An 18,451-nucleotide genomic window follows, 5' to 3' on the forward strand; every position below is an offset into this window, starting at 1 on the left:
AATGAAGAAGAAGGAAGTTTGAAAGTAAATCATATAAATGCTTGCAGAAAGGTCTATTAAAAGTTGACGATAATTTAGTTTACAATGTACTACCCTTATCAAAACCATTTTACCGCTCAGTAATGCTATAACACATCTCGTAAATACTTATTAACTATAAAATGATTTAAATTGTTTAACTTAAAACAAAATACACCGTATTGATATACAGTAATTAAAAACCTAATATTACTTTATTAATTTGTTATGAAAAACATCAACAAAATCGTTGTTACTGTATTATTCTTTACCCTTTCTACTTTTGGATTTGCCCAAGACAAAACTCAAAAATCTTCTGGAAACGGTGGATCTTACCAAGGAGTAGGATCATTAAATGTTGGACTCGGTATGGGCTTCCATCATGGTGCAGGAGGAATCAATGCAGATTATGAATTCCTACAACTAGGACAAGATTTCACGTTAGCTGCGGCACTTTCTTATTATGGATGGGACACTGGACATTCCAAACACAATACTTTTGGAATGGGCGTACGATTTAGATGGTATGCAGACAGAGTGCTGGGGATCACTTCTAACAAATGGGATGTATTTGCCAGTGGTGACGTAGGCTTTGGAATCACTAATTCTAATTATTACGGTGAACATGATGGTGGAAATAATATCTCACCTATCTATTGGGGAATTGGAATAGGAACAAAATACCATATCAGTGAAAAAATTGGAATTCAAGCGATCATAGGCACTGGAGCACAAATCGGTGTTACATTTGGCTTATAAAGCACCTACCGAAAGGTCAGTCATTAAGGTACTCTACTCAAAGGGTACCTTTTTTAGTTTAAAAACACTCACTACAATAAGATTATAAGTCCAAAATCCGTCTTAAATAACCTTTAAATTAACAAGCATTCTACATAATGTTTCTAATTCACTCCTTTCTCTATCCACTAAATTATATCTTTGCCCGATTTCAACAATATCAATCAAAAAAATAATGCGACAATGACCAAACAAATTATTTTTTCAATTGTACTGCTAATTACTGTTCTATTTTCATTAGATAGTACTGCTCAAAATTCAAAGAAAAAAAACACATCAAGTAATTACTCAAACGGTTCTGATTTTTACATTAATACAGGTGTGGGTGTTAATACAAAAGGAATTCCATTTTACTTTGGACTCGATTATAACGGAGTACACCCTGACATCTCTATTGGGGGTAATTTTGGCATTCATAGCTTCAAGCACCGTCATCATGGATATCGTGCATGGAATTTATCATTTAATGGTAATTATCATTTCAATAGAATTTTAAACATTCCTAATAACTTTGATTTCTATGCGGGATTAAATGTGGGACTCTACAATTATAATGATAGGAAGGATTACCCAATTGACAATTGGTCTCACGTCAGAATAGGAGCTCAAATTGGAGGGAGATGGTTCATCACTGACAAATTTGGATTAAACCTTCAGTTTGGCGGAGGCACTCAATACAGCGGAGGAAACTTTGGCGTTACCTTTAGGCTCTAATTTTGCTTTAATAACAGATAGTAACAATATGTTAGGTACTTTAAAAGTATAATTGACTTATCTTAACGAACTAAAAACAGTAAATGTTAATTACTTTTACAGTACATTAACTCATTTTTTTATTCTAAACACACAAATGAAGAAATCACTTCACTTACTAGTAACTCTAATTCTAGTTACTTTATCAAGCACAGCTTTCGCTCAGGACTTTAAAGGTCCAAACACTCTAAATGTTGGTATTATTTCAGGCGTTTTCCATGGTTCTTTCGGAATCCAAGGTGATTATGAAATCGCTCAATTAGGTCAAGATTTCACAGTAGGTGCTTCTGCCTACTACCAAGGTTGGTCTGATTCTAACTTCTCTTACAGCTCGTTTGGAGTAGGTGCCCGTTTTAGATGGTATGCTGATCGTGTATTAAACATCACGGACAACAAATGGGACGTTTTTGCAAATGGTGATGTTGGATTTAGAATCAATAGCTCATCTGGAAAAGGTGATGTAGGAAATGCTACTGCAAAATCTTACAACCCACTTTACTTAGGAATTGGTATTGGTGGTAAATATCACATCAATGATCAAATTAGTATTCAAGCCATCATTGGTTCTGGTGCACAATTAGGAGTCTCTTTCCAATTATAATAGTATCATTTTTTAATGATACAAAGAGAGTAGTTCAATCATTTGGGCTACTCTTTTTGTTTTTTATCAAGAAAAAAAAGCATATAAATAAGAAAATAACCTGATTTATTTACGCATAGAAAGTAAATATTTAGCTTTAGCATAATAAAAAAGTTACGTACTTCAGAGAATAAATAACGTATGCAAATCGTTGTTTTACTCTATCAAAAACACTAAAAAACTCATTACCTTAAATATGAAAAAACTATATCTTTTTCTTTTTACAATTGCCCTTATCGGTATCACAAATTTTGCGTCTGCCCAAGATTATAAAGGGCCCAAGGTTTTAAACGTTGGGTTGATCTCAGGATTTAGCTCTTATAACTTCGGTGTACAAGCTGATTATGAAATTGCTCAATTAGGACAAGATTTTACAGTAGGTGCTTCTGCAGCTTTCCAAAGTTGGGACAACAATGACTATAAAGGTTCCTCTTTTGCCATTGGCGCTAGGTTCCGTTGGTACGCTGATCGTGTGCTTAATATCTCTCATCCAAAATGGGATGTTTTTGCTAATGGTGATATTGGATTTAATATCAATGCTCCAAATGGTTTATGGTGGGGAATTGGTATTGGTGGTAAATTCCACATTAGCGATACCTTTGGTTTACAAGCCATTATTGGTTCAGGTGCACAAATCGGTGTTACCTTCCAACTCTAAGAAAAAATACTTTATTCAAAATACGAGAAAAGCGGTCTCACAATATGAGCCGCTTTTTCTATGGTGTAAATTCTTATCCCCTAAGAACGTACTAATCATCTTTATTTTTAAATTACTGATCTCTCTATGATTAACTCGCTTTCAAGTAGCCAGTTAAGTTTGTGACATGAAAACCTGTTTGATAAGCTTCTTCCTGCATCCAACCTTTCACCCTCACTGTAAATGCTCTATCAGCATATCCTTTTAAAATCTTTAAACCAATAGGCTTTAAAATCAATTCTAATTGCTGTCCATCAAACGTGTTTAACACGGCAAAAGCATTTTTACCATTTTCATGAACATTACTTAATATACCTCTTACAACAGTTTTCATGTTTCTTTTGTCTTTGTATGCTACAAACATAAACAAATAAATGTCAAAATAAAAAACATTGGTATTATTTTTAACGAAAATGTTTTAAATAAGAGCTATAGCGGAAAAATAGTGACAAAAAAATAACCATCAATGCTTTCACATTGATGGTTATTTTAGGCATATATTAAATATGTAATTATTTCTTTGTATGAAATACTGGACATCCCTCCGTATTAAAAACGCTTAGCGCTCCGTTGATAAGCTCTTCTGATGTAAAATGATCTCCATCACTAGCCATTCTCGTTTCCAGTAAATCGACAATATTGTTTACATACCCCTCAGCTACTGTTCTTGTAATTTCAAGTGAATCCTCTCCAATTTGTTTTTTGAAGCGATCCAACTCTCCATCGACAAAAGTCATGAACAGCGAACGAATCTCTAACTTTGTGCTTTCCAAAGAAGTAGAAATACGCTGACGGTGGTAAGGACAAAGGTTTGCTAAAACCTTTTGGTTGAACATTTTGTTTAAAGAAGATTCTAGACGTTGCATATAATTAGAACTAGGTGCATTATCTCTCGGTACAAAATTACAATTTTTGAGCTAAATTACATCATTTTATCAAAATGATTCAAATTTATTTACATTAATTGTTTGATTATCATATCGATAAACAATTCAAATAACTTAAATCATTTAATCTAATGACTCTAAATCAAATCCAAGAGACTGTTGACCTTTATAGGGGCTGATTTAATAAATCCTTCAGCAAACTGTGCTCCTACTCTCTGTCCATATTCTCTTGCTCTTGCCTCTAGAAATTGCATAAACTGCGGTGTAGAAATAAATGTCTGAGGCTCCCCAGGGGCTGCATCAGCTCCTTCACCTACAAAAAACTGTGATCCAAAAGCCTTAATTGCCTCTACTTTTGTGTCCCATTCATTTGTAACGTCTACTACAAAATCCGGCATTAAAAAATTAGACTGAATCATATGAAATACATTAGTTGGTCTCCAAGGTTCTTGAAGTTTTCCATCTTCAAAAGTCTCTACTTTTCTTAAACCACTCATAAAACAAGCGTCGACAACCAATGCCGCACCTTTACCGTGGTCTGGGTGTCTATCTTCTGGAGCATTCGTAATAATTAGATCAGGCTGGTACTTTCTAATGATTCGTGATACTTCTTTTTGGTGTTCTGCATCGTTTTTAAAGAAAAAGTCAGCAAAACCAAGATTATCTCTCACGGCCAAACCCATAATTTCAGAGGCCTTTTCAGCTTCTTCCATTCTCAGTTCAGGCGTACCTCTTGTTCCCATTTCTCCTTTTGTCAGGTCAACGATACCAACTTTCTTCCCTTCGTTGATCGCTTTCACTAATGTTCCCGAACAGCTTAACTCTGCATCGTCAGGATGAGCACAGATGACTAATATATCTAATTTCATTATTTCTTGATTTCAACACCTCTAAAAATCAAAGTGTTTAGGTGGGGTAATATTTTTATATCTTAACTGGAATGATCTGCGATGATCACCCATTTATTGTCTATTTTTTTCCAAACTAAAGAAAAATGGCCTTCCAGGTCGTTACTTTCTCTTGACAAATGCCACTTCCCTACAACCAATGCCACATTCTCTGCTAAAAGTTCAGTTTCAATTAATGTAAATGTCAACTTCCCCATTGCTTTCACATCAGGGTAACCTTTTTTATAATTATCCAGTGTTTGTAGCCAACCGTAAGTCAAGCCACTTTTACCAATAAACATTAGCTTTTCAGACTCCCAGTATCCAATCATAAATTGATCTAAATGACCTTCGTTCCAAGCCTTTTCTTGCGTCTTTAAAACGTGATGGATTTGATTGATTTCTTCTTCAGGGTTAGATGTAGTCGTTTGGCAACCTATCAATAGTGAAAATAGGAAGAGGTAAATATATTTTATCATGTCAAAAAGTGTTTGCTTGAAAAAAACTGAGATTATTGATGGTTCAATAATCTCAGTCAGTATTTTTTATTCGTCTAAATCTCCACCATTATCTAGTGCTTCTGCCCAATCTTCACCATGTTTTAACCATAGTTGATTATAAGCAAAAGAATGATGGTTAGGATAGATTTTGTAGAATTTATCAGAAACTAATTCAAAGATTTTTCGCTTCAGCTCCTCCACTCCTTCATTCTTCAAGGCTGAAACAAAAACTGAATTATTCTCTTTGGCTAAATAACTGTCTTTCCACTCTTCAATCGTTGCCGGTGGATGATCTTCAAATGGAGGATATTCCTTCTCCACAAAACTATCAACCTTATTAAACACCAATAGCGTTGGTTTATCCGTAGCTTTGATATCTTTTAAAGTGTTATTGACTACTGTAACATGCTCTTCAAAAGACTCATGAGAAACGTCTACCACATGAATCAAAACATCTGCCTCTACAATCTCATCCAAAGTAGATTTAAAACTCTCAATAAGTGTTGTAGGGAGTTTACGTATAAAACCTACGGTATCTGTCATTAAGAAAGGAACATTGTTCATTGTAATCTTTCTTACCGTCGAGTCTACAGTGGCAAAAAGTTTGTTTTCAGCAAAAACATCTGCTTTACTCAACAATCGCATGATCGTTGACTTACCCACGTTGGTATACCCTACCAATGCTACACGTACCTCTTTGTCTCTTCCTTTACGACGAAGATCTGATTGCACTGCAATTTTCTTCAGCTTCTTACGTAACAAACTAATTTTGTCACGAATGATACGCTTATCTGTTTCCAGTTCCGTTTCACCAGGACCTTTCATACCTACACCACCTCTTTGTCTAGAGTGGTGCGTCCAAAGGTTGGTCAGTCTTGGCAACATGTATTGGTATTGTGCCAACTCTACCTGTGTTTTGGCTTGAGAAGATTTTGCTCTCATGGCAAAAATCTGAAGAATCAATAACGAACGGTCAATGATCATTACGTCTTCTACTTCTCTATCCAAGTTTCTAGAGTGGGCCGAAGATAAGTCATCATCAAAAATGATCGTATCAATTCCTTCTGCTTTCACATAGGTCATGATCTCTTCCAACTTACCTTTACCAACAAAATATTTTTTATCAGGATGCTCTAAACGCTGGATGAACATTTTTTTAGTTTCAATCCCTAAGGTTGAAGCCAAAAACGCCAACTCGTCTAAGTATTCCTGAGCTTTTTCTACTTTTTGATCTTTTAAGGCTAAACCTACCAAAACGGCTTGTGGTGCCTTATTATCTCGTATATGATGAAATTCTTTTTTCAAGTATTCTTTAATTTATAACTTTTCATTCATCCCAGAATATGGGATTTCAAGTTTTGTTTGAACAAATTTAATACTTTTATCTGTATCAACCTAAGTTCAACCTGTTTACATTCCTAAAAGTGTTTCCAAATGATGTGTAGAAATACCATGAATTCTCTTGATTTCATTGATCTGTTCCACTACCTCAGGATTTGGTGTATCTCTGATTTCATCTTGAACTCCCACTACCAATACATTTTTGGCAGTATGTTCAGTGGCAATGAATTCAAACACTTTCGTTTTATAACCGTAAGCTTCCATGATCAAAGCACGAATACCGTCAGTAAGAAGTTCTGCTTGTCTTTCTTTCAAAATACCAAACTGTGTGATCTTACCTAAACTATCTTGTGGTTCTAATTGCTTACGTACCTGTTTGTGACAACATGGTGCACAAATAATCACTTTCGACTTCGCCGTGATCCCTCTATAAATTGCATCGTCAGTTGCCGTATCACATGCATGCAATGCAATCAATAAGTCGATGGCTGGAAGGTCAATATCCTTGATCGTACCTTGTTTGAATTTCAAGTGATCAAAATTTGATTTCTCAGCAATGCCATTGCATTTTTTCACCAACTCAGGTCGCATTTCTACTCCAATTACTTCTGGAGACTGCTTTACAACATTTTTAAGGTAATCATATAATGCAAACGTAAGGTAGCCTTTCCCTGCCCCCATATCTACAACATTATAATTGCCAGAAAGATCTACATTCTTCAAAATACCTTCAATAATCTCAACATACTTATTGAGTTGACGGTATTTGTCTTGCATGCTGTTTTTCACCTTAAATTCCTTGGTGGTAACACCTAGTTCCTGAAGGTACACATTGTCTTTCGCATCAATCAATCTTCTTTTTTGCTTATCATGCTGTAATTGTGGCTTTGCTTTCATAGAAGCTGCTTTCACTCTTAACTTTGCCGACTGCTGTGGAGAGATCAATAAATGAAAATCGTTTTCAGTGGTATATAAATCTGCATTGAAGAAATCTTCTTCCAAGTATTTCATTACCTTTTCTACGATCTCATCAAAAGGAATATTTTTCGTAATATCATTTGTAGGATACCTATAGATACATGAAAGATGTAATCCTTTTTTCAGTTGTGCTAACTTTCCATTGATAGACTTTAGATCTGCTTCTTTTTTTCTCTTATTAGACAATGTGATTTTTACAAGGGTATCATTTTTTAAACTATCCCTTAAGTGTTGTTCAAATTTATCTACATTGATAAGACTCATATTCCTCCTTTTTTAAATTCAACCCACAAAAGTAATGAATTCTATTTCTAATCACTTGTGAATTTGAACAATAGCTCTTAATAAGTGATTTAATACACTGTAAACTAAGTTTTCGTTATTTATATTGTTTAGAAATCAGGAGATTTCTGATAATCTGAAGGACACGAATGACGCTGACGCTTAACATTCGCGCCATTGAGCTTCCTATCATTTTAGTTTGGTAGTACTCCCCCCGGCATTGAAGGGAAAAGCGTTAAGAATTTCATGAATTGAGCCGTTAAAAATGATTTTCTTGTTTGAGCGCAGCGAGTTTAAAATCATTTAGGCGAGAGGGATGAAATTTAGCTTTTGACTTCTAAGCCTAGATTTTTTGCTTCGTTTTTCATCAATGGAAAAATGAAGAAGAAGGAAACTTGAAAGTAGGACATAAAAGCTTCCTTCTCCTTTATTTTTGTCTTAACACAAAAGCTAAATTCCATCCCTCTCACCTTAATGGTTTAATCTCGCTCGCTAAAGCTCAAATAAAAAAAGGCCATACTTTACAGCATGACCTTTCTTCTATCGGATTAGATTGATTGAACTATCTTACGACTAATTTTTTCACAAATACGTCTTTTCCCGCTACAACCTTCACTAGGTAAATACCTGTACCTAGTTCATTCGTTTGTAACTCTATTGCATCATAGTTGGAAACTGTTTCGTACTTGAATTGATTTACTGTTCTACCATTGTTGTCATAGATAAATACTCCAATCGATTTTGTATCAATATCTATCAATGATAAAGTAGTATTTTGACCGCTTGACGGGTTCGGAGATAAGATAATATCTCTTGAACTATTATCAGAGTCTATTAAGACAGTAACTGGCCCGAAGTATTCGTATTTACCATCGAAATCAATTTGTCTCAATCTGTAATAAGCCCTGCCTGAATAAAGGTCAGTATCAGTGTATGTATAATTAATTGTGACATTACTTGTACCTTCTCCTTCCACAAAGTCAATCGATTCCCAGTTTCTATTATCTCTTGATTTCTCAATGATAAAACCTTCATTGTTGATCTCCGTTGCCGTTGCCCAACTTAATTCGACCTCATCTTCTTTTATTTCAGCATCAAAGTAAATTAATTCTACCGGCAAGTCTTGCTCTGTAAAACCTACTGAAATCATTGGCTCTACAGTAATGTCTGACGAAAGCACTCTTGCGTTATTCGTGTTTAATCGAGTACCTGTCTTTTTATCTTTACTATGCCCTGTTCTAGTATTAAAGACAATTGGATCACCTGAAGTTGACGAGAAGTAACGCTCTTCGTCCAATAACGATTCGCTAAACTTACTACCACCTACAAGTGCTTTTGAAGAATCTCCACCAACATAAGACCATGTTTCTGACCCTGCTGCTAACTCTGCATCTGAGTATAACAAGAATCTGTTTACATTCTCTTTTTCATGAGAAATGTAGTTTAATTCTGTGGATACTGTTGATGGACCACCTACAGGTACTAATGGTACTAAGTGCCATTGTCCCTCTTCTACATTAGTAATATCATCTGGATAGTTGTTCTTCGATAAGTCAATTTTATCATGTGCATACTCCACTGACCAAATGATCACATCACCACTGCTAGCCACTCTAGCATTACTTGTTGTTCTTGCATTAGAAGAAGATTGCTGTTGTGGTGCTTTTTGTTTTGGTAATGCTCCTTTGGCTGTCAAATTACCAATACCAATTGGTCTAAAACCACCTTGTAAAGAACCAACAGGGAAAATCATACCTCCTTGTACTTTTCCGTCAACAGATTTCACCATGTAATGCGATCTACCTAATACATAACTTTCACCAGATCCATTAGATTGTAAGTTATTATTAAAATCATCGTAGAACAGGAATCCTTCATCCGTAGAATTGACTGTACCACTGATCAATTGTAATGCGTCTCCTACGTGAATGGTATCTGTTAGTACTACAGAAGGAGTATTGAATCTATTGAAATCATGTGTATTATTGACTTTCAAGATTGGAAGATACTCTCCTGGGTAAGCACCAAACTTAGCATAAACTGTTTGAGTTGAAGTACCATTTAGTTCAAGAGTAAAGTCTCTTAGATCATAATTCAAACCATCAGATGGTTTACCATCTCCATCTCTATCTACTTTTTCGATCGTAAGGTCTCCGCCCAATGTAATCGAAGAGTTGATGGCTGTTAGGTCCGCATCTTTTCGGATCATAAAATCACCATCAATTGTAATATTCGCTCCTGAAGGTAACTCTAAAGCTCCCGCATTTTCAACCTCAACATCACCTCCATCTGTTGTCCTCAAGTCTGACTCTAACTCAAACTTCACACCTTGTCCTACTTTCAAACCATCTTTACCTAGTAGTAACAACTCATCATTGAATTGATAAGTAATAATTGGATCACCGGCAGTATAAGTGGAGTTCATTAATTCCAAACCTTTCACATTTGCGTACTCTCCCGTTTTAAAGTCATCAGGAAGTTCGTAAGGGATACCCCCAGCATTTGGAGCAGAAAAATCCATTACTAAAGTTCCTGCATCCACAGTATAGAATTGTCTCCAGTTATCTGGAATCGTCATATTTGATCTACGAACAAATCTACCTGAACCTTTTACAACATTGAACTTTGTACCAGGAATTGTCACATCGAAGATCAACTCACCTCTTAAGTCAAGAATGTTTTCTTCAAGAGGAGTCGTCAAAATTACTTTTGCATCTTTATCAATCAATACGTTTGTAAACTCTGGAGCATTCACCAAATCAGTAGTCCAAACTGTATCGGCACCTGAAAGCTTGATTTCAAAAATGGTATATTCTCCAATTTTCTTCGAATCAGCATCCAATAAGTCATGTGATTGCTCTATACCAGCCGCTTTTACCCAAATAGCACTGTTCCAGTTTTGTTCTGTTGAGAAGTCTACTGATGAAGCTGTTTTGTACGGAATAGTATACTTTTTGAAGTCATCCGAAACTCCAATCATATATACCCCTGCCACATAACCATTATTGAAAGCATCTAAAGATGCTTTTGTAAATGACGTTTTAAAAATATTCTTATCAGTATCTATATCTGAACCATCAGCAGATAATACTTTCCAGATCCCTGTTTTATCATAATTCACCGCTTCAACGTAAGATGCTTCCGCAGTTCCATCACCGTCATTTACAATATCTAAGTCATTATAATATAAATCAAAATTAACAGAAAAGTCATCGCTCACTTGAACTTCAGTACCATTTCTATCATAAGATGTTAAGAACCATGTATAATCTAAAATACGAGCATCTGCATTGGTTTTTCCGTCAGCGATTGCAGGAGAAAACATCTTATCTAAAATGTTTACATTGACGCCATAAGAAGTTGCACCTGTTGTATATTTTGCAAACGCAGGTGTATACTTATAAATCGCTGTCTCCGTATCTTCAACTCCTAATGGATAGATAAATGATTTGTTTGATTGGCTTGCTGCAAAGATCTTTGTAACACCTCCACTTCTTCTCTTACCTGATAATAAAATCATACTTTGATCTGAGAAGCTTGAAACTTTACCTTTTCCATCGGAACCAAGAATCGATGCATTTTCTGTCAATAACATGTGATTATCTCTCAATTTTAAAAGACCTAGTTCAAGTGTTAATGCCTTATCAATCGTAATTGCATAGAAACTATCTCCTATGATTTCTGTTGAAACACCTGAATTGTTATTGATCTTCAAATAAGAAATATTGATGTTATTACTTCTTATGTTTTGCGATTGACTTCCATCTAATATAAGAGCCCCGCTTTTATTATTACTCGTAATTGAACCCTCACCAATAAAATCACCTTTTAAATATATAGGATGATTTTTACTCAAGTTAACGGCAGCATTATCAATAATAGTAAGGTCTCCTTCAATATTTAAACCGTTTACCCTATCTGATCCCAAATCAAAAAAGGTTTCATCTATGTCCAATATTGTTCCTGTCCCTGAAATTTCTACATCATTCATCTGGAATGAAGAGGAGTTATTATTATCGTATTTATCAATAGATTGATTCCCTCCACTACTAAATTTGACTTTACCACCATTCGCTACATATTGACCATCATTTCTGATTCCTCCCTTAAACTCAACATTAAATCCATTTTGATTGAAAGTTGCACCTGATACAATCTGTAACTTCCCTGCTATTTGATAGTACTTATCAGATGATAAAGGCATTAATTTCACCTCTCCAGAATTAAGAAGTAGTGTAGGTAAATTTACACCATCATCTGACCTTAAGGTCGAAGCATTGGTAAAGCCATCTGCCAATTCAAAGACAATTTTAGCATCTTCACTAAACTCAGAAGCTAGAGGTGTTATGTTCACATAAGGAATTGTAGGGTTGATCATTGCACCAGTTTTCACGATGAAAGATCTACCTTTTCCAATATTGTGGTCAAAGTTCAATTTAATTGACCCTTCGTCATAAATCTCAAAAACACCTCTTTCTTGGTTTAAAGCGGATGGTATACCTTGTGAACCCACTTCAAAAGCACCACCTGTTTGTTCGTAGTTTAATTCACCTGTCGTTGTTGTCAACTTTCTTCTTACTTGTGAACCTACTTTGATCGTGCCATCCTCTAAAAAGATCGTTGAGAAACCACTTGAACCATATTCAATATAATTTTCCTTACCAGCATCAGCCATTAATAATGAACCTCCATTAACATGGATTGTACCGTCTAATTCAATACCTCCAATTGACGATGTTACTCTTACAATAGCATTGTTAGTAACCCTTAATGTTGTTCCTACAGGGATCGCAAAATTACCTCCACCTGAATTAAGATCAATATCAATATTAGATGAATTAAACTCTAAACCACCCTTCACAAGTTGAATTGGCTTTTCTTCAGTAGTTCCATCAGCAGGTCTTGCAAAAGAAAGTTCATTTTTCACTTTAACAAAGTTTGATGAATTATCTTTTTCAACTTTTAAATCGAATAGTTTTAATTTATCATCATCTTTTTTCAAATCTATAGTACCATCAGTATCTCCATTGAAAACTAGTGACACTCTAGGCACTTTATTGATATCAATTGATTCAATACCTACTCCATCATGACCAAAAAGATCAAAATCTCCGATTCTATTTTGAGAACTAATTCCTTTTTTCAAGGATAAAGTATGATGTGCACCTACTGTTGAAGCAGAATATCGGTCTACGTAAACGAACGGCTTATTTTCAAACCTAATTGATCCATCATCATTTTTCTTAATATTATTATCTAATCTTAAAGATTCACCTTCTATAGTATGGTTATAAGCTCCATCTGTAAAGTAGAGGTCTCCACCATTTTTCAAGTAGATTTCTCCCTCAACGGCAATATCTCCTTCTGCTTTATCACCTCTAATATATAGAGCTACCTCCTTAAAGATATCTAGTGTTTTTGCTTTCAAATCACTAGAAAGATAAACCTGTGCATTTTTCAGTGTACCATCTTCATTTGTCTCGGTATCTCTATTCCATAATTCATATCTCGGATAGATTTGTATAGAAGGGTAACTCGGAAGTTCGATATTTTCACCTGTTGGTATTCTTAATTTGAAAACACTACTATCATTGACAGCCCATCCGTTGAAATCTCCTTCAATAACAGGTTTTTCAAGAGAAATTACATTTCCATCTCCATCATAAGTAGCAAACAGATCAATATTTAATTCGGCTGTACCAGTAATTAAACCTGGCTTGAACGATGCTCTCTCACTAATTTTAATACTTTTACCTTCTCTAGATTTAAACTGTTGTTCAAATCTGATCTCAGCAATTGTAAGATCATAATCATTAGGAATAGTAATACCTTTGAATTCTTTTTTGACATTATCTCTATTAAATCCAGTTTTTGGTGAACCGATAATAGCTACATCACCTTCTCCTGGAATATGATATTTTGCTAAATCATCAGTAATTGGTATCAATGCACCACCCACTTCTACATACCAACTGTCTTCATTCGTCCAATTGTTATTAGTACTCACTCCATCTCTACAACCTTTACAGTAATAATAAGCCATTGGCTCACCTTCAAATGTGTTTTGAGCACCAAAAGTATAATTCGCATTTTCTAAAGCGAAGAAACCTTCTGCACCAACTCCACTCTCATCCCAAACTCTGTCAAAAGTGATTAAGATTTTATCTTGAGTATAATGAACAGGTGTAGTACTTAATCCTGATCTATGTCTTTCATAACCTACGTTACCAATAGTACCATTATTCAGGTATTTCTCATGTAAAGCTAGCGTTGTTTCACCTACTACACTACCGTCTGCCACAAACTCTCTTTGGTAAGATGAAGAAGGGTAAGTGATCCCTGCATTTCCATAAAGTTCGATCAGTTTTTCATCACCACTCAATACTTTACCTCCAACATATCCAGTTACCACATTACCAGCACCTAGTGTAAATCGATTACCATCAGGGCTGAATTTATTTTCAGTGTCTGCATCATTGTCTACTTGGAAAGCCCACTTTACTTTAGGTAAGTTAGCCAAAGAAGATTCATCAAATCCTGAACGTTCAACTCTCCAGTTTACTTTTGCTAAGTCTCCACCATCATTATCAGCAGTTTGTAATGCTGTACTAACAGGTCTCACACTGATATAACCATCAATGCTAGAAACATCTTCAATAGTTAACCTTGCAGGTGTATATTCAAAATCGGTATCTGAGTATTTTATAGCCAATGGGAATAATAATGTATTATTCTCTCCATCATACTTATAATATTGTGACCAAGTACCATCATCTACTTTCAGCTTCAAACCACCTGATGATGATTTACCGTCAGTCATAATAAATGAAATAACGTCTTCATCATCAAAAGTAGCCCCATTCTTTACTTTTTTAGTAAACTCCTCGAAACGTGGAGCATCACCAAAACCAGGATCTGTCACTGCATTACCATTATTTGAATCTCTTGTTACATAATGGAATGCTGTATAACCTAATTGATCAATTTCCAATTCGTAATGACCGATATCAATGTACCCATCGTAGTACACCAAACGGTCCATATGAACATTAGATGTAAACTCGATGCCTGTATGTTCCATGAACATTTTTACGTTACCAAAACGTGCACCTGGCTTTGTTAAAATTACACCCTTATTGGCTGGTCTTAACTTTAATAATGCATTCGAAGCCGTAACACCAGGCTCATAAACACCAATTGTACCGTAGTTTATAATGTCTCCTCTTAAAGGTCTAACAGAATAATCCTTATGATCTAAAACCCCATTTAGTACTTGTAAATCTCCATAGATATCTAAAAGGTTAGAATTGTTTTGATGATCTCTAAAAATATCTCTTACTGACATATCAATATCAGCATCATTCGCAGCCCAATAAGATGGGTGTGCCTTTACAGTAATTTTTGCGTTGTCTCTTTCTTTGTCAATGATAAAATGGTGGACGATAAAGTTGTTCACTTCTGATATACCCGTTGAACTTGTAGCGGGTTCCACTAAGTAATCTTGTCCTCCAATGTTTTTAGAGACCATTTCAACAAAACCATTAGGACAATCATCTCCTGAACACGCTTTTTTCGTATTTGTCACAGTACCTGATCTAGTATCCGTTCTATCAGCTACATAATATTTACCACCTTCCTCTACATAAGGGTATTGATAATCAATAAATAACTCACCATTTTCATGGCCATTAAAAATCAGTCTGTTGTAAGTAAAATTATCTCTATCATGACCTAATGCTTCATGCTTTTTGATAATCAAACTTTTTCCAACATAAATGTCTTTATCTCCTCCTTTGTATAGAGCCTCTACTGTAAAGTTGTTTAAAACTCGCAAATCCTGAACTGGTACTACAACATCGTCATCACCAGCTACTGCCCAAGTATTTCCTCTTGAAGTAACGGTAGCTCTGTTTCCCGTTGCCGGATTAAGTTCTAATAACTCTAAGTTGTAAAAAGGTGCAGTACTTGTCAAACCAAAACCTTCATCAGTTTTGATAATTACAGTACCTCCAGTCACGTTGTAGTTAGAAGAAGTCACACCAATAAATAAACCTTTATCCGATTTTCCATCAGTATCTTCAATCATTAAACGACCCCCACTCATAATGAATGTATTGTCAGGCCATGGTAATGAGAACATACTATGATTATCACCATTTCCTTTAAATGTGATATCACCCGCATGTTGGATAAACGCACCTTTATGTGCTCCACCGTAAGTAGAAGTTCTTAACATTTTTGTAAAAACTTCCCCACCGTCTACCTGTAATGTACCATCTGTTCTTAATGTAAATCCTGAAGATGGACCTGTACCGTCATTATATAAATCTAGTGTTCCTTCCGTTACTAATACATCGCCATAAATTACCAATGCAGTTACACTTTGAGTAGGTCCACCCATTGAGATATCGGCTCCAGAAATCCATAATCTAGAATTCCTATTGATATTTCTGTTACCTGATCCTGTTTTTAAATCATAAGTGATGTTTCTTCCTAAACGTAATGTTCCTTGATATAATGAGAATGCATAATCATCTTCAACATCTAACTCTTCATTTTGAGGCCCACCATAGTCACTTGAAGCTTTTAAACTTAATGTTTTGTCATTTTCTGCATAAACATATAATGTATTTTCTTTATAAGCTTTTTCAACTCTAATTTGTGCCAATGTCGCATCTTCAGCAATACGAAATGTTTGCTCTGTATTCGTATTTACAGCTTTAAGCGACAAATCCGGAGCATTAACAACACCAAAATTGGTGAAATTTCCTTTTGTAAGAATTTTGTTTCTCACTTTGAAGTATGCTCCATCATCTTCTGAGTGACCGTCATACGTCCAACCACCATTTTTGCCAATAAGAATATCACCTTCAATAGCTAACTCATCACCACTAGCATCAAATTCAATATTACCACTCGCTATTTCAATGTTGCCATTTAGCTTCAGGTTTTGGATATACACTTTCTTAGATGTATCATCTAATCGAACAGAAAGATTATTGAACTCTATATTATTAGGAATTGTAATATCTGAAGAACCATAAATCTCTAATGTACCGCCGTCTTTTGTAAAGAAGCCACTATCCGTCAAACCGTCAGTTGCTGGAATATTGTCAGAAGAAATTCTCACTGTTCCTTGTCCTGTCAGTTCACCGAATGTGTTTAGGTCGCTTTTAAAATCTAAAGTACCGCCTTTCTCAACAACAACTTTCGTTAATGTAGGAAGCGTAGAAGAAGTAGTAATGTATTGACCATTTAAAATATGTATTTCGTCACCTGCTACAGGTCTATTGTCTTTATCATTAGGAATGATCGATAAACCATCAGGGTCTTTTGTCCAAATATAATCATCATCCCAACCTTTAGGAATGTTGTGTTTAAAAGTATACCACTTTGTAATATTCAAATATTCCGATTCATAATAATCACGAACCAATGCTCTCTCGTTAGCATCAATAACATCGTCATAAATTAAGATTTCGGCGATTTCACCTTTAAAAACGTGCTCAGTAGATGCATGGTCCTTATGTAACGTGCCCACATAAATACCATTTTCTAATGTCAATCCGCCTGATGTGATTTCGTTATTATTCTTGTCAGCATGGAACGATACCTCTACAATTTTAAAATCATCTGCACCTTGATCATTAAAAGAAGCAGGGTCTGAAGAAGTACTTTGAACAAATGGACCTGAGAAAGTTCTATTGAAGTTAATACTGTAGGAAGCGGATACATTTCTTTTTCCACTTACAGTATTACCGGCAAACCTGAAGTTAGGGTGATTATTATTTACCCTTCCTTCCAAATACACACCAGAAAATTCATCACAAATCAAGTTCATTAATTGGTCCGTAGGTGTGCCCTCTACTTTGTAGATAATGAACGCTGTTTTTGCTTCAATGCTAGTACCATCAGCAGCTTTTAAAGCAGATTCACCATCAAAAAAAATAGTTGGTTTACTATTGAAACCATTCTCCTTTAATGTTGGTGCTTGTTTAATATGACTTTGAAAGTCAGCAGCAGCAGCATAAGAAAATTTGACAGAAGTTGTATTTCTATCCGTATCTACATGAAAACCATTCCAAGAGTTATCACCGGAGTTATGATCACCGGCACTTAGACGAAAGGAATGATGTAGTAAGTCATCTACGGGTACGTCTTGTCCATAGATGTTGTGTCTCCCTATTCCGATACATAAAGTCAGAATAAAAAGAAAAAATAGCCTATTCATAATATAAATTCTGTTTGTAGTGCTAATCGAATCGCAAAGCTTACTTAAAAATTATTGTTCACAGTAATATTCAAAAGTCAGTTAATAAGAAAAATTCACCATAATTTTTAAGTAGCTCACAATAAGTATATTTAATTGAATTTTGTTGAATAATATTGAGGTTAAAACAGGCACAATATATTAAAATTTTCATAAATAATGTAAAATATTTAAGGTAATTGAACAAAAAAAAACGACCTAACACCGTTTACTTGTTAAAAATTACAATTTATTCACAGTCAAAACGCTAGTTTACTTATCAGAAACTAACCTACTACCTACTCGTAAATAAAAGTTAACTTCACTTAAGTACTTATTTATCCGTTAGTTTACTATGGAAAACACGGTGATCATAACACACAGAACTTTCTCTATTCGCACTAACATTAACATCTATTTA

At 35.0% G+C, this 18,451-nt stretch carries 11 protein-coding genes; 4 read left to right on the forward strand and 7 right to left on the reverse strand.

Annotation, left to right across the window (positions count from 1 at the left end):
- Nucleotides 1-246: 246 nt before the first annotated feature.
- The 4 genes from PL77_RS21120 to PL77_RS21135 all read left to right on the forward strand — a co-directional run bounded on the left by PL77_RS21120 (nt 247) and on the right by PL77_RS21135 (nt 2,867).
- Nucleotides 247-777, forward strand: coding sequence for a hypothetical protein (locus tag PL77_RS21120; protein ID WP_044209942.1), 531 nt, complete (start codon nt 247-249; stop codon nt 775-777).
- 222 nt (nt 778-999) lie between these two features.
- Nucleotides 1,000-1,530 carry a hypothetical protein gene (locus tag PL77_RS21125; protein WP_052444612.1) on the forward strand — a complete coding sequence of 177 codons (531 nt, stop codon included), beginning with the start codon at nt 1,000-1,002 and terminating at the stop codon, nt 1,528-1,530.
- 136 nt (nt 1,531-1,666) lie between these two features.
- Nucleotides 1,667-2,170, forward strand: a complete 504-nt coding sequence (locus PL77_RS21130; RefSeq protein ID WP_044209945.1) for a hypothetical protein — start codon at nt 1,667-1,669, stop codon at nt 2,168-2,170.
- 235 nt (nt 2,171-2,405) lie between these two features.
- Nucleotides 2,406-2,867, forward strand: a complete 462-nt coding sequence (locus PL77_RS21135) for a hypothetical protein (protein WP_156152467.1) — start codon at nt 2,406-2,408, stop codon at nt 2,865-2,867.
- Between the two features lie 130 nt (nt 2,868-2,997).
- On the opposite strand, the gene PL77_RS21140 is transcribed toward PL77_RS21135, so the two are convergent.
- From PL77_RS21140 to PL77_RS21170, 7 genes are all read right to left on the reverse strand, one after another.
- Complete coding sequence (locus PL77_RS21140; RefSeq protein ID WP_156152468.1) at nt 2,998-3,240, reverse strand: hypothetical protein; 243 nt, start codon at nt 3,238-3,240, stop codon at nt 2,998-3,000.
- Nucleotides 3,241-3,418: 178 nt separating this feature from the next.
- Nucleotides 3,419-3,772 (reverse strand): hypothetical protein, encoded by a 354-nt coding sequence (locus PL77_RS21145; protein ID WP_044209950.1) that lies wholly within the window; start codon nt 3,770-3,772, stop codon nt 3,419-3,421.
- A 158-nt stretch (nt 3,773-3,930) separates the two neighbouring features.
- Nucleotides 3,931-4,662 carry a bacillithiol biosynthesis deacetylase BshB1 gene (bshB1, locus tag PL77_RS21150; protein ID WP_044209953.1) on the reverse strand — a complete coding sequence of 244 codons (732 nt, stop codon included), beginning with the start codon at nt 4,660-4,662 and terminating at the stop codon, nt 3,931-3,933.
- 62 nt (nt 4,663-4,724) lie between these two features.
- Entirely contained in the window at nt 4,725-5,159 is a 435-nt protein-coding gene (locus tag PL77_RS21155) for a DUF4440 domain-containing protein (protein ID WP_044209964.1), read from the reverse strand.
- Between the two features lie 66 nt (nt 5,160-5,225).
- Nucleotides 5,226-6,485, reverse strand: a complete 1,260-nt coding sequence (gene hflX / locus PL77_RS21160) for a GTPase HflX (protein ID WP_044209965.1) — start codon at nt 6,483-6,485, stop codon at nt 5,226-5,228.
- 105 nt (nt 6,486-6,590) lie between these two features.
- Nucleotides 6,591-7,763 (reverse strand): SAM-dependent methyltransferase, encoded by a 1,173-nt coding sequence (locus tag PL77_RS21165; protein ID WP_044209967.1) that lies wholly within the window; start codon nt 7,761-7,763, stop codon nt 6,591-6,593.
- A gap of 580 nt (nt 7,764-8,343) precedes the next feature.
- The gene (locus PL77_RS21170; RefSeq protein WP_044209969.1) at nt 8,344-18,012 is read right to left on the reverse strand and encodes a T9SS type A sorting domain-containing protein; all 9,669 of its coding nucleotides are present in this window, start codon (nt 18,010-18,012) and stop codon (nt 8,344-8,346) included.
- Between the last annotated feature and the right edge of the window lie 439 nt (nt 18,013-18,451).

Origin of the sequence: Flammeovirga sp. OC4 (genome assembly GCF_000812565.1) — a bacterium.
GTDB lineage: Bacteria > Bacteroidota > Bacteroidia > Cytophagales > Flammeovirgaceae > Flammeovirga.